The 13185-nt window shown below is 60.1% G+C and carries 11 protein-coding genes; all 11 read left to right on the top strand.

Translation table 11 applies throughout. From position 1 onward, the window contains the following. The first annotated feature begins 8 nt into the window (after positions 1–8). The 11 genes from MNODULE_RS21185 to MNODULE_RS21135 all read left to right on the top strand — a co-directional run bounded on the left by MNODULE_RS21185 (position 9) and on the right by MNODULE_RS21135 (position 13172). Positions 9–959, top strand: coding sequence for a 5-oxoprolinase subunit C family protein (locus MNODULE_RS21185; RefSeq protein ID WP_168063171.1), 951 nt, complete (start codon positions 9–11; stop codon positions 957–959). Then, a complete protein-coding gene (locus tag MNODULE_RS21180; protein WP_168063170.1) occupies positions 959–1720 on the top strand; it encodes a 5-oxoprolinase subunit PxpA in 762 nt (253 codons plus the stop codon). Before MNODULE_RS21185 ends, MNODULE_RS21180 begins: the two co-directional genes overlap by 1 nt. Positions 1721–1859: 139 nt before the next feature. Then, on the top strand, positions 1860–4688 hold the full coding sequence (locus tag MNODULE_RS21175; RefSeq protein WP_168063169.1) for an AMP-binding protein: 2829 nt from the start codon (positions 1860–1862) through the stop codon (positions 4686–4688). Between the two features lie 509 nt (positions 4689–5197). Continuing rightward, the gene (locus MNODULE_RS21170; RefSeq protein ID WP_168063168.1) at positions 5198–5809 is read left to right on the top strand and encodes a sulfite oxidase-like oxidoreductase; all 612 of its coding nucleotides are present in this window, start codon (positions 5198–5200) and stop codon (positions 5807–5809) included. Further along, entirely contained in the window at positions 5779–6549 is a 771-nt protein-coding gene (locus MNODULE_RS21165; RefSeq protein WP_168063167.1) for a ferredoxin reductase, read from the top strand. Before MNODULE_RS21170 ends, MNODULE_RS21165 begins: the two co-directional genes overlap by 31 nt. Next, a complete protein-coding gene (locus tag MNODULE_RS21160; protein ID WP_202882301.1) occupies positions 6536–6799 on the top strand; it encodes a DUF6510 family protein in 264 nt (87 codons plus the stop codon). Before MNODULE_RS21165 ends, MNODULE_RS21160 begins: the two co-directional genes overlap by 14 nt. An 87-nt stretch (positions 6800–6886) precedes the next feature. After that, positions 6887–8110 (top strand): epoxide hydrolase family protein, encoded by a 1224-nt coding sequence (locus MNODULE_RS21155; protein WP_168063166.1) that lies wholly within the window; start codon positions 6887–6889, stop codon positions 8108–8110. A gap of 232 nt (positions 8111–8342) precedes the next feature. Next, positions 8343–8981, top strand: coding sequence for a ZIP family metal transporter (locus MNODULE_RS21150; RefSeq protein WP_168063165.1), 639 nt, complete (start codon positions 8343–8345; stop codon positions 8979–8981). A 257-nt stretch (positions 8982–9238) separates the two neighbouring features. Then, a complete protein-coding gene (polX, locus tag MNODULE_RS21145) occupies positions 9239–10978 on the top strand; it encodes a DNA polymerase/3'-5' exonuclease PolX (protein WP_168063164.1) in 1740 nt (579 codons plus the stop codon). A 141-nt stretch (positions 10979–11119) separates the two neighbouring features. Further along, entirely contained in the window at positions 11120–12517 is a 1398-nt protein-coding gene (locus MNODULE_RS21140; protein WP_168063163.1) for an NAD-dependent succinate-semialdehyde dehydrogenase, read from the top strand. After that, positions 12504–13172 (top strand): hypothetical protein, encoded by a 669-nt coding sequence (locus MNODULE_RS21135; protein ID WP_168063162.1) that lies wholly within the window; start codon positions 12504–12506, stop codon positions 13170–13172. The genes MNODULE_RS21140 and MNODULE_RS21135 overlap by 14 nt, the downstream gene beginning before the upstream one ends. Positions 13173–13185: the final 13 nt, after the last annotated feature.

Below are 13185 nucleotides of genomic sequence, written 5' to 3'. Positions count from 1 at the left end.
AGAGATCGATGCTGAGAGTGATTTCACCCGGATTTCAAACCTCCGTTCAAGACGCCGGCCGGTTTCACTTCGCCCACCTGGGGGTCTCCCAGTCCGGGGCGGCCGATCCGGTCGCCTTTCGGCTCGGAAATCGGTTGGTCGAAAATCAGGAAAATACCCCTTCACTGGAGATGACCCTCCTCGGAGGAACGTTCGAATTCGAAGAGGATCGTCTCATCGCCCTCACCGGCGCCGATTGCGGTCCGACGCTCGGTCAACAGTCGATCCCGATGTGGACCACGATCCCGATCCGCGCCGGACAGAGATTAGAATGCCGCGCGATGCAAGAGGGGGCCCGAACGTATCTTTCTATCCAGGGAGGAATTTCCGTTCAGAAGGTCATGGAGAGCGCAGCGACGCATCTCCAGACCGGCCTCGGCGGATGGCACGGCCGGGCGATTCAAAAAGGAGAGCGGCTTCCCCTGGACGGGTCATTCCATCCGAGCGCGTTTCGTCTTCAATCGGTTCCGAACACACTGCAACGATATTTGCAAGAAAGGACAAAGATCAAAATCACACGGGCCCCGCAGACCGATCTTTTTCCTGACTCATCGTTGAAGGTCCTGACGACCGCATCCTATGTCGTCTCCGAATCGTCGAACCGCGTCGGCCTGCGTCTTACGGGAAAACCGATCGACCGGGAAAAGAAAGAGGAGTTGATCACAGAGGGAATTTCGCTCGGGGCGATCCAGGTTCCGGCCGACGGTCAGCCGATCCTCCTGTTCGTGGAGCATCCGACCGCCGGAGGGTATCCGAAAATCGCGAATGTCATCTCCGCCGATCTCTGCAAAGTGGGACAGCTGAAGCCGCGGGATGAAGTCCACTTTCAATTTGTCGACGTTGACGAAGCGATCCGGCTTTACCGAAAACAAGATCGCCTCTTAACCGACACCCCTCTTCAAAGGGAGCTGAATTTCTGATGGCCCGGACAATCGATCTGAATGCGGATGTGGGCGAGCGGCCGGAAGCCCTTGCGGATGGGAGCGAAGAGGCGATCCTCCGGTTGGTTTCGAGCGCCAACATCGCCTGCGGCGGCCATGCGGGTGATGCCGAGACGATGGCGCAGGTGATCCGGCTCTGCATGAAATACGGCGTGGCGGTCGGCGCCCATCCCGGCTATCCGGACCGCGCCCGCTTCGGCCGGGAACGCTTGTCGTCGTCGCCCGAAGCGATTCAAGCCTTTGTCTTCGAACAGGTTAAAACACTGGGAGAGAAGGCGGCCTCCCTCGGAACCGGGGTGCGCCATGTCAAACCGCACGGCGCCCTCTACAATACCGCGGCGCATGATCGCGCGACGGCGGAAGCGATCGCGAAAGGGGCGGCGCGATGGCGGGACGATCTCACGCTGGTCGGTCTGGCCGGATCGTTGATGTTGACGGTCTGGACCGAGATGGGATTTCGAACCGCCGGAGAGGCCTTCGCCGATCGAGCGTATGAATCGGACGGAACCCTCCGCTCCCGGAAAAAGGAAAACGCCCTCATCACCGATCCGGCGCAGGCCTGCCGGCAAGCCCTTCGGATCGTCCGGCAACGCTTCGTCCTCTCCACGGAAGGGGTCGAGGTGCCGGTCGATGCGAAGACCCTCTCCGTTCACAGCGATACCCCGCAGGCCGCATCGATCCTGCTTGCGCTTCGCGGGAGGTTGGAAAAAGAGGGAATCGGCGTGAAAGCGCTCTCTTGACCCTACTCCCTTCGAGCTATTGTCCTTTTTTTAGAATTGTCTCATGATAGGGGCGATCTTTCCTTATATAAGGAGGGGAACCCTTTATTGCTTTAGATGATCCGACCATTGAAGCTTGTTCCGCAATGGAGTTATTCACATGGCCACTGAGCGCCATCCCGATCCAAGTGAGACCGTCAGACAAAAAGTCCTTTCAATCCTCCGCGCGTTTGTCGCCGAGCTTGGGATGGAACAGGCCGCTCACGCTGTTTCGTTAGACGCCTCCCTCGATCGGGATCTCGGTCTGGGAAGTTTGGAGCGGGTCGAGCTCATTCTTCGGATCGAAAAAGCGTTCTCGGTCCGGATTCCGGAGCATCTGGTTGCGGAGGCGAGGAGCCCGCGCGATCTGGCTGGCGCCGTTCTCCGTTCCGAGGCCCCCGGCCGCCCCCTCTCCTTGGAAAGGATCCAAACGATCGGCGCCGCCACGCCCCCCCCCGCCTCCGCCGCCTCGCTTCCGGAAGTCCTTCTGAGCCGGGCGGAGAGAGAGGCCGATCGCCCCCATATCTACCTTCCGCAGGAAGACGGAACCGAACAGAAGATCACCTACGGCCAGCTCGTCGACGCCGCCGGCGCCGTGGCGCAGGGACTTTTGGAGCAAGGGCTCCGCCGCCATGAGACGGTGGCGCTGATGCTCCCGACCGGCTCCGACTTCTTCTTCACCTTCTTCGGCGTCCTCTTCGCCGGAGGGATCCCCGTTCCGCTTTATCCTCCCGTTCGGATGGACCAGATCGAGGAGTATGCCCGCCGTCAGATCGCCATCCTGCAGAAGGCCGGTGCCCGATTCCTGATCGCCTCCGGCCGGGTGGAGGGATTGGGGCATCTTCTCCAGCCGATGGTTCCGGGTTTAACCGATGTGACGACGTTTGAAGCGTTGCGCCGCGCCGCTTCGGAGCGGCCGAAAGTCGATCTCCGGGCGGAGGATCCGGCGTTGATTCAATTCACCTCCGGAAGCACCGGCCTTCCCAAAGGGGTGCTGCTCGCCCACGAGAATATCCTCGCCAACATCCGCGCCATCGGGCAGGCCGCCCAGATTGGACCGGGCGATGTCGGGGTCAGCTGGCTTCCGCTCTATCACGACATGGGTCTGATCGGCTCCTGGCTCGGCGCCCTCTACTTCGGCATCCCGATCACGATCCTCTCGCCGCTGACCTTTCTGACCCGGCCGGAGCGATGGCTCTGGGCGATCCACTATCATCGGGGGACCCACTCCGCCGCGCCGAATTTTGCCTATGAACTTTGCGTCCGTAAGATCGACGAGCGCGCGATCGAAGGACTCGATCTGAGCTCCTGGCGGGTCGCCTTCAACGGGGCCGAGCCGGTCAGCCCCGAGACACTCGAGCGATTTACGAAGCGGTTTGCTCCATACGGCTTCCGGAAGGAAACTTTTTTTCCGGTTTACGGGCTGGCCGAGTCGTCGGTCGCGCTGACCTTCCCCCCCGTCGGCCGGCCGCCGCGGATCGATCTGATCACCCGCGAAACCTTCGAGCGAGAACGAAAAGCGGTAGCGGCCACTCCCACCGAGCCGTCTCCGCTTCGATTCGTCTCCTGCGGCGCTCCCCTTCCGGGCCATGCGGTTCGCATTGTCGATGCGTCGGGTCATGAGGTGGGGGAACGGACCGAAGGGGCGCTGCAATTTCGCGGACCGTCGACAATGAGAGAATATTATCGTGATCCGGAAGCGACCGAGAAAACCTTCCAAGACGGCTGGTGCGACTCGGGTGATTTCGCCTATCTCGCGGAGGGAGAGCTCTTCGTGACCGGCCGCCGCAAAGACATGATTATCAAGGCGGGCCGCAATCTTTACCCCCAAGAGGTGGAAGAAACGGTAGGAGAGATTCCCGGAATCCGCCGCGGACGGGTGGCCGCCTTCGGCATCACCGATCCGGAAATCGGAACGGAAAAGCTGGTCGTCGTTGCGGAGACAAGGGTGGAGAAAGAAGAAGCGCGGCGCCGGTTGATTGGCGAGGTCATGGAGAAGGTGGCCGCCGTCACCGATATCCGTCCCGATATTGTCTCGCTGGTTCCCCCGGACACGATCCCGAAGACCTCCAGCGGCAAACTTCGCCGCGCCGCATTGCGGAGCGCCTACCTGAAAGGAGAGATGGGTCCGCCGCGCCGTCCCGCCGCGTTTCAGATCGCCCGGATATGGTTCTCCGGTCTCGGCGCCCGTTTGAAGCAGGCTTTCTCCTCGTTCGGCCGTCTGGTCTATACCGTTTATGTCGGATCGATCGCGCTTCTGACCATTCCCCCCGTCTGGGCGGCGATGCTCCTTCTCCCGGAGGGGAAGATGCCGGCGCGGCTTTCTCATGCCTGGTCGCGCCGATTCTTCTCCTGGATCGGTTGTCCCGTGACGGTGGAGGGAAGCGCGCATCTCTCGCAGGCCGGCCCGTCCGTTCTGGTCGCCAATCACTCCGGCTACCTCGATGCGGTCGTCTTGATGGCGGCGCTTCCCCCCGGTTTTCGCTTTGTGGCCAAGCGGGAATTGATGCAGGCGCCGATCATTCGGACCGTCATTAAAAAGGCGGACCATTTGACGGTCGATCGGCTCGACTTTACCGAAAGCGTCACGACCACCCGCCGAATCGAGGAGGCGCTCCGGCAGGGCCACTCCATTTTGATCTTTCCGGAAGGGACCTTCTCGCGATTCCGGGGGATCCGTCCGTTCCGATTGGGGGCGTTCAAAGTCGCCGCGGAAACCGGACGGCCGATCTGCCCGGTCGCCATCCGGGGCGCCCGCGAAGTTCTTTGGCCCGGCCGTTGGATCCCCCGCCGCGGACCGATCCGGGTGACCATCGGCAAGCCGATCCATCCCGAGGGAAAGGACTGGCGGCAGATCGTCCGACTGAGGGATCTTGCCAAAGCCGAGATCGTCCGCCACGCCGGGGAACCGTCGATCGACCTGGTCGCCGCGGGGATTGCGAAAGAATAAAATCGGGCGCGATGCGATCCGCCTTCTATCAGGTCAGGCCGATTCCTCTGGCCTCCTCCGGAAAGAGCCGGCGCGACACCTACATGTCTACCTCTTAGATTTTCTCTTCTGAAATACTGGTCGAATTAAGATTAAAGGAGAAGGATTCGGATTTTGAATCTTTCTAGACTGAAGCTCCAGAATGGATGTAATCTGTCCTGATCGGCAGACGGGGTTTTCTCTGCTTACGATACACTCTGATACTTTTTTGACGAATCGTTATCATCAATCTCGAAGGCTCACGACGTTATTATTTGCGCCCTTAATAATTTCCAATAACTTACGATTGGCATTCGATTTGCGTTGCGTCCCTATCACATCAACGTTCCGGAAGCGGCACTGGTTGACCGATCAACGAAGAAGGGATGATGTACAGCAGGCCGGGCTCGGTCTTCGAGCTTCTCAAGGTCATCGGCTTGCTCACGATCCGCCCCCTATAGTGGACGCGAGAAAGAACAGGAGGTGAAGAGATGAGTGGAGAGTTCTTCTCACGCGGGTTTCGCGGTCGCCGCCGGAAGAGTGAGCTCAGCGAAAGACTCCCGCCGGGACAATATCTTGAGCGGGACTTTCCCGTCCTTTCGGCAGGGCCGACACCGCAGACGCCTCTCGCGAACTGGGATTTCTCCATTGTCGGGGAGGTCGATCAGCCAAAACGCTGGAGCTGGGATGAATTTCATACGCTCCCCCGCGAGACGATCACCCGGGACATTCACTGTGTGACCAAGTGGTCGAAGTTCGATACCCACTGGGAAGGGGTCTCCCTAGATACCCTGCTCGCGCAGGTCGCCACGGCGGCCGATTACGTGATCGCCTTCTGTGACGGGGGCTATACCACCAATCTGCCGCTGGAAGAAGTGACGGGAGGGAAAGCTTGGATTGTCGATACCTATGAAGGAGAGCCGCTGGCGCCCGAGCATGGCGGTCCGGCCCGTTTACTGGTTCCCCACCTCTACTTTTGGAAGAGCGCCAAGTGGGTGCGCGGCCTGCGTCTGCTCGACGAGGATGAGCCCGGTTTCTGGGAGTCGTTGGGCTACAACAATCACGGTGACCCATGGAAAGAAGAACGCTACTGGGGCGACTGAGCTGGCAACTCGGCGAGGTGGTGGCCACGCGGCCGGAAACCGCCAGGACGAAGAGCATCACACTCGATCTCCCCGGCTGGAGGGGGCATCGAGCGGGGCAGCACGTCGACGTGCGGCTCACGGCGGAAGACGGCTACCGGGCCGAGCGCAGCTACTCCATCGCCTCTCCGCCCGAGGAGGCGCCGCGGGTGACCCTCACCGTCGAACGGCTCGATGACGGCGAGGTCTCCCCCTACCTCACCGAGGAGCTGCGCGTCGGCGACAAATTGGAGCTGCGCGGCCCGATCGGAGGCTACTTCGTCTGGGAGGCCGAGATGGGGGGGCCGCTCCTGCTGGTAGCGGGAGGATCGGGGATCGTGCCGTTGATGGCGATGCTGCGCCACCGGGCCGCTGCGGAGAGCACGGTGGCGACCCGCCTGCTCTACTCGTCGCGCTCCCTGGAGGAGGTGATCTACCGGGACGAACTCGACCGGTTAGTGAAGCGCAGCGCGATGCTGGCGGTGGCGCAAACGCTGACGCGCGCGCAGCCGCCCGGATGGACCGGCTACTCCCGGCGGATCGATCTTCAGATGCTGCGCGAGGTCGCCTGGCCGGTGGCGCAGCGTCCGCTGACGTTTGTCTGCGGCCCGACCCCCTTCGTCGAAACGGCCGCGGCCATTCTCGTGGAGCTTGGACATGAACCGGCCCGCATCAAGACGGAACGATTCGGACCGACAGGAGAAAAGCATGATGGAGAATAAACTCGACGGCAACGCCGCCGCGGGCAACTTGGAAGAGATTTTCCCCTTTGAAATGACCCTCGCCCAGGCCACCTGCGCGGGCTGCGGCGCCCACGATGTGATCGGCGCGGCCGGCGCCTACATGCACGGGATGGGGACGATCATCCGCTGTAACAGATGTGATGCGGCGCTCATCCGCGTCGCGCATATCAGGGGTCACTACTTGCTCGATATGCGAGGTGTAAGTGTCCTTCAAATGAAAGAAGGATAAGGCCAACCCTTTTGCGCAATGCGCTACCGACTCAACGCCTGGGCACGCACACACTAAAAATCCAAACCGACTCAAAAGGAGGAGACCATGGCCCAGACCAGTCCGAGACGACAGAGCAGCGAGCGAGTCGCTGACAAGGATGCGATTCACCCGTTTCGTGTGACTTTTTCGGATACGGAGCTTGCCGAATTGCGCAAGCGCATCAAAGCGACAAAGTGGCCTGAGCGGGAAACAGTCGCCGATGCCTCGCAAGGGGTGCAGCTCGCGACGATGCAGCAGCTCGCACGCTATTGGGCGACCGAATACGATTGGCGCAAGTGCGAGGCGAAGCTGAACGCCCGGCCGCAATTCATCACCGAGATCGATGGGCTCGACATTCATTTCATCCACGTTCGATCGAAACATAAAAATGCCTTGCCGCTCATCGTCACGCACGGATGGCCCGGCTCGATCATCGAGCAGTTGAAGGTCATCGATCCGCTGACGAATCCCACGGCCCATGGCGGGAGTGAATCGGACGCTTTTGACGTCGTGATCCCGTCGCTGCCGGGCTACGGGTTTTCAGGAAAGCCGACGACTCCGGGTTGGGATCCCATTCGGATCGCACGCGCCTGGATCGCGCTGATGAAACGCCTCGGATACACGCGATTTGTGGCCCAGGGAGGCGATTGGGGGGATCCCGTATCGGAGCAGATGGCGGTGCAGGCCCCCCCGGAGTTGCTCGGCATTCATTCCAACATGCCTGCCGCCGTACCCCCCGACGTTGCGAGGGCACTCCAATTCGGCGATCCGCCGCCGTCCGGTCTCTCCGCCGACGAAAGACACGCGTACGACCAGCTGGACTTTTTCTATAAGAACGGCCTCGGTTACGCCATCGAGATGAAGAACCGCCCACAGACGCTGTACGGGATTGCGGATTCACCCGTCGGCCTCGCCGCCTGGATACTCGACCACGACGCACGTAGTTACGCGCTCATCGCACGCGTTTTTGACGGTCAGCGTGAGGGCCTTACGCGAGACGATGTCCTCGACAACATCACGCTCTATTGGTTGACGAACACGGCGATCTCTTCGGCGCGCCTGTACTGGGAAAACAAGTTGGTCTTTTTTGCGCCGATGGGAGTTTCAATTCCGGTGGCCGTGAGCGCCTTTCCGGACGAGCTCTATCAAGCCCCGCGGAGTTGGGCGGCGCGCGTGTTTCCCAACCTCATCCATTACAACAAGCTCGACAAAGGCGGGCATTTTGCGGCGTGGGAGCAGCCGCAGCTCTTTTCAGAAGAGGTGAGAGCGGCGTTCAGGCCGCTGCGCTGATTGGAACCAGGGGGACGGTGCGCAGTTCGTGGCCGCTTTTCCCACATCACACACGGCAACATCCACGCGCTCGATATTCACTTCATACACGTCCGATGAGCATGCAATGTCCGAAGGGAGCATGGGAGGAGTGTGGGCCTTCTGTTGGGGGTTGGCTGCGGCGTCCGGCGTCCTTGGAGGGGCAGTACTCGGGCTGATAACGCGCCTCCCGCACCGGGCCATCGCCGCCGTCATGTCGCTCGGCGCGGGGGTGCTGCTTTCAGTCGCCTCGATCGAGATCGCGGCCGAGGCGCTCAAGCTGGCCGGCGCGGCATCCACGGTCGGCGGAATGATTGCCGGTGCCGCCACGTTCAGCATCGCGAACGCAGCGCTCTCAACCGCCAAGGACCGCAAGCGCTGCGGAGAATGCAAGCCGCAGCCCTCGGAAGCCGAGGCGCCGGGCAGCGGCACCTCGATTGCGCTCGGCACCGCGCTGGATGCTGTGCCGGAGGCGCTGGTCCTCGGCGTCACCCTGCGGGCCCATGGACCCGATCTGGCACTGGTCATGGCGCTCGCGCTCTCGAACTTGCCGGAGGCGCTTTCCGGGACGGCCGGGATGCGCCTCGCCTCGCGCTCATCTACTTACGTGCTGAGCTTATGGAGCGGTATTGCGCTCGGGACTGCGGCGACGACGACGCTTGCCTTCTACCTCCTGAGCGATCTTGGCCCTCAGGTGACGGCAATCCTCAAGGCATCCGGAGCCGGGGCGCTCATCGCGATGGCGGCTGAAACGATGATCCCGGAGGCCTTCCACAATGGACCCCGCTATTCCGGCGTTCTCGCCGCTTCGGGCTTCTCAGCCCTCATCCTTCTCGGCGAACTCGCCGGGTGAGCCGAGTGCGACAGGAAATGCGCCGCGTCAGATCAGACATCGCAAAGAAAACAGCCCCTCTTGGGTGACGGCGAACGGGGTTAGTAATCCGACATGGGGTGGTGCGCGCCGTCTTCCCACTTTTCATCTTATGATATCTTTTGCACAAATCGTTTCTTATCGCATTTCAGAGTCCTTGCCGAGTCCTCTCTTGAAGTTTCACCTGAAAACGGATTACGCTTTCTATAAGGAAAGGAAGCTTAATCACAGGTGAAGTCATGACGAACGCCGAAATCGCCAAGACCCTTCGGGAAATCGCCTCCCTGCTCGACATGCAAGGGGTTCCTTTCAAGCCGCGCGCCTATGAAAAGGCGGCCCATGCCGTCAAAATCACCGACCTCTCCGTTGAAGAGATCTACCGGCGGGACGGCCTCAAGGGATTGACAGAAATTTCCGGCGTCGGAGCCGGCATCGCCGAGAAGATAGCGACCTTGATCCAAACTGGGAGACTCCCTTACCTCGAGGCGCTGCGTGAGAAGAGCCCGGTCGATCTCGCCCGTCTTTCCCTCATCGAGGGACTGGGGCCGAAAACGATCAACACCCTCCACGCACAGATCGGTATTCGAACGGTCGAAGATCTAGAGCGGGCCGCATTGGCCGGAAAGATCCGGGAACTTCCTCGCTTCGGAGAGAAGAGCGAGCAGAAGATCCTCAAAGGGATCGCCTTCCTCAAAAGCGGAGGCCGGCATCTGCTTGGGGCGGTCCTCCCGTTGGCCAACGACATTCAGGCCCGCCTGGAAATGGTGCCGGGGGTGAAACAGGTGGCGGTCGCCGGATCGATTCGCCGCCGGATGGAGACGGTCGGCAACGCCGATTTACTCGTGATCTCAAACGACCCCGATCGAGTGATGGACTATTTTGTCGGCATGCCGGAGGCGATTTATATCCATGCCAAAGGACCGACCCAATCGCGTATCAAGCTGAGCAACAGGATGAATGTCGATCTGCGCGTCGTTTCTGAGGAGAGCTTCGGCGCCGCCCTTTGCTATTTCACCGGCAGCAAGGCCCACAACATCGCGCTTCGAGAAATCGCGATTGCGAAGCAGCTCAAATTAAACGAATATGGCGTCTTTCGTGAGGACCGGCCGATTGCGGGACGAACCGAAGAGGAGGTCTATGCCGCCCTCGGCCTCCCCTTCATCCCACCCGAGCTTCGGGAAGATGCCGGAGAGATCGGCGCCGCCTTAGTGGGGGCCCTCCCGGAGTTGATCGACTATCATAGTCTGCGCGGCGATCTTCAGATCCAAACGAACTGGACCGACGGGGCCCATTCGATCGAAGAGATGGCGGCGGAGGCGAAGCGCTTGGGGCGGGAATATATCGCCATCACCGATCACACGAAGAGCCTCACCGTAACGAAAGGGGCGGACGAAGAGAAGCTCCGCCGGCAGATGGCCGCCATCGATGCATTGAACAAAAAACGAAGCGGCATCACACTCCTGAAAGGAGCTGAGGTGAATATCCTGAAAGACGGCCGCCTCGATATCTCCAATGAGACCCTCGCCCAGCTCGACGTCGTCGGGATTTCCGTCCATTCCCATTTCGGCCTGCCGCGGGAGGAGATGACCCGCCGGGTCATCCGCGCCATGAAAAACCCCCATGCCGATATCCTTTTTCATCCGACCGGACGGAGAATTCAGCGGCGCGAGCCGGTCGATATCGACATCGATGCGGTGATCCAGACCGCGAAAGAAACCGGAACGGTGCTGGAGATCGACGCCTATCCCGATCGGTTGGATTTGAAGGATGAGCATATCCGGAAAGCGGTCGAAGCGGGGGTGAAGCTGGTGATCGACTCCGACGCCCACCACATCCGCCACCTCTCTCACCTTCACTTCGGAATCGGCATGGCCCGCCGCGGATGGGCCGAGCGCTCCGATATTCTCAATACCCTCGGACGCAATGAATTCCTCGAATCGCTGAAAGACGGACGAAGAAATCATCGGCGCGCCGCATGAGCCGGCCCTTTTTTAAGCTCCCCCTTTGTTGACTATCACACCAATCACCCGAATCGACATCATCTTCTCAGCGGATTGTTTCCATTCCTTACTACTTCTTAGAATAGAAGAAATCGCTTTGACAATTTAGAGAGGTCAACCATGGCCATCGCAACGATCAATCCGGCGACAGGAGAAATCATCAAAACCTTTGCCCCGCTGACCGATCCGCAGATCGATGAAAAGATCGGAAAGGCCGAAGAGACCTTCCGATCCTATCGCTGGAGTTCCTTCGCCGACCGGGGAAAATGGATGCTTCAGGCCGCCCGAATCCTCGAAGAGGAACAAGATCGGTTCGGGCGGATGATGACCCTCGAGATGGGAAAACCGATCAAGGCCGCCAAAGCCGAAGCGCTCAAGTGCGCCTGGGCCTGCCGTTATTATGTCGAAAATGGGGAGCGATTTTTAGCCGACATCGAGATCAAGACCGATGCGACACGGAGCGATGTTCACTTCCAGCCGCTCGGTCCGATTCTCGCCGTCATGCCGTGGAACTTTCCCTTTTGGCAGGTCTTCCGATTTGCCGTCCCTGCCCTGATGGCGGGGAACGTTGCCCTCCTCAAACATGCCTCCAATGTGCCGCAATGCGCTCTCGCGATTGAGGAAATCTTCACGCGCGCCGGATTTCCGGCGGAGGTCTTTCAAACCCTTTTGATCGGATCCGAAGAGGTGGAACATGTGATCGATGATCCGAGGGTCCGCGCCGCGACATTGACAGGGAGCATCGGCGCGGGAAAGGCGATCGGAGGAGAAGCCGGAAGGCGCATTAAGAAAACGGTCCTCGAATTGGGCGGAAGCGATCCCTTCATCATCATGCCGAGCGCCGACCTAAATGTGGCGGTCAAGACGGCCGTCCAGGCCAGGACGATCAACAACGGCCAATCGTGCATCGCCGCAAAGCGATTCATCGTGGCGGAATCGGTCGCGGAACCATTCGAGCGCCAATTTGTTGAGGCGATGAAAAATCTAAAGATCGGCGATCCGATGGATGAGAAGACCGACATCGGTCCGCTCGCCACGGCCGATCAGGTAAAGATATTGGATGAGCAGGTACGAAGAAGTGTGTCCGGGGGCGCCCGGCTTCTGACTGGAGGGAAACCGGTCGATCGTCCCGGATTTTATTATCCGCCGACGGTTCTCACCGACATTCCGAAAGAAACACCGGCTTATCGCGAAGAAATGTTCGGTCCGGTCGCTTCGCTTTTCCGTGTCGCGAATATCGACGAAGCGATTGATCTCGCGAACAATACCATCTTCGGCCTCGGCAGCAGCGTCTGGACGAACGATCGCGAGGAACGGGCCCGCTTCATCGAAGAGATGGAGGCGGGAATGGTCTTTGTCAATGCAATGGTCGCTTCCGACCCCCGTCTTCCCTTCGGCGGGGTGAAGCAGTCCGGTTATGGAAGGGAGCTGAGCGACTTCGGAATCCGGGAATTCGTCAACATCAAAACCGTCTGTATCAAAGAAGGGGGCGAAGGGAATCGGAGTGAAACCGAATAGCGCTCAAAAGAAGCGGGTTCCCTGGCTCCCGCCTCTCCTTGTTCTCCTTCTCATTCCTCTGACAAGCGCTGCGGAGAACTGGCGTCTGGAGGTACTGGGAGGATCGGCTTACCATGCGCGGACACCCCTGACCATCGAGCAACAGGGCGAGGCGGAAATCGACCTCGACGCAAAATACCACACCCGCGGCTTTGAGGCCCCCCCTTACTATTCCATCCGTCTGGGCCGATGGAAGGAAGACCGGGCCTGGGAGTTGGAGATGATCCATGTAAAGCTGTTTTTGGCAAATAAACCGCCCGAGGTGGAGAACTTCTCGATTTCACATGGGTACAATCTCTTCATGCTGAATCGGGCCTGGGAAAAATCAAAGTGGATTTACCGCATCGGAGCAGGCGTGGTCATTGCGCATCCGGAGATCACGGTCCGGGGGAGGAGGCTTCCCGAGGAGAGAGGGCTTTTGGACGAAGGATACGATCTCGCCGGCCCGGCGCTTCAGGCCGCCGTCGCCAGACGATTCGCGCTGACCGAAAAACTCTTCGCCTCACTCGAGGGAAAAGTCACCGCGTCCTACTTCGACGTCCCGATTCGCGGCGGAAGCGCGGAGGGAGCGAACATGGCGCTCCATGGACTGTTCGGATTGGGATACCTCTTCTAAGAAGAAGCGGACC

Origin of the sequence: Candidatus Manganitrophus noduliformans (assembly GCF_012184425.1) — a bacterium.
GTDB lineage: Bacteria > Nitrospirota > Nitrospiria > SBBL01 > Manganitrophaceae > Manganitrophus > Manganitrophus noduliformans.
The sequence above is the reverse complement of the archived record's forward strand: the minus strand, read 5'-3'. Positions and strand labels throughout refer to the sequence as shown.

Bases quoted from the DNA above. Each gene is read 5' to 3' on its own strand.
- MNODULE_RS21185 (WP_168063171.1), top strand. From the start codon at position 9: ATGCTGAGAGTGATTTCACCCGGATTTCAAACCTCCGTTCAAGACGCC.
- MNODULE_RS21180 (WP_168063170.1), top strand. From the start codon at position 959: ATGGCCCGGACAATCGATCTGAATGCGGATGTGGGCGAGCGGCCGGAA.
- MNODULE_RS21175 (WP_168063169.1), top strand. From the start codon at position 1,860: ATGGCCACTGAGCGCCATCCCGATCCAAGTGAGACCGTCAGACAAAAA.
- MNODULE_RS21170 (WP_168063168.1), top strand. From the start codon at position 5,198: ATGAGTGGAGAGTTCTTCTCACGCGGGTTTCGCGGTCGCCGCCGGAAG.
- MNODULE_RS21165 (WP_168063167.1), top strand. From the start codon at position 5,779: ATGGAAAGAAGAACGCTACTGGGGCGACTGAGCTGGCAACTCGGCGAG.
- MNODULE_RS21160 (WP_202882301.1), top strand. From the start codon at position 6,536: ATGATGGAGAATAAACTCGACGGCAACGCCGCCGCGGGCAACTTGGAA.
- MNODULE_RS21155 (WP_168063166.1), top strand. From the start codon at position 6,887: ATGGCCCAGACCAGTCCGAGACGACAGAGCAGCGAGCGAGTCGCTGAC.
- MNODULE_RS21150 (WP_168063165.1), top strand. From the start codon at position 8,343: ATGTCGCTCGGCGCGGGGGTGCTGCTTTCAGTCGCCTCGATCGAGATC.
- polX (WP_168063164.1), top strand. From the start codon at position 9,239: ATGACGAACGCCGAAATCGCCAAGACCCTTCGGGAAATCGCCTCCCTG.
- MNODULE_RS21140 (WP_168063163.1), top strand. From the start codon at position 11,120: ATGGCCATCGCAACGATCAATCCGGCGACAGGAGAAATCATCAAAACC.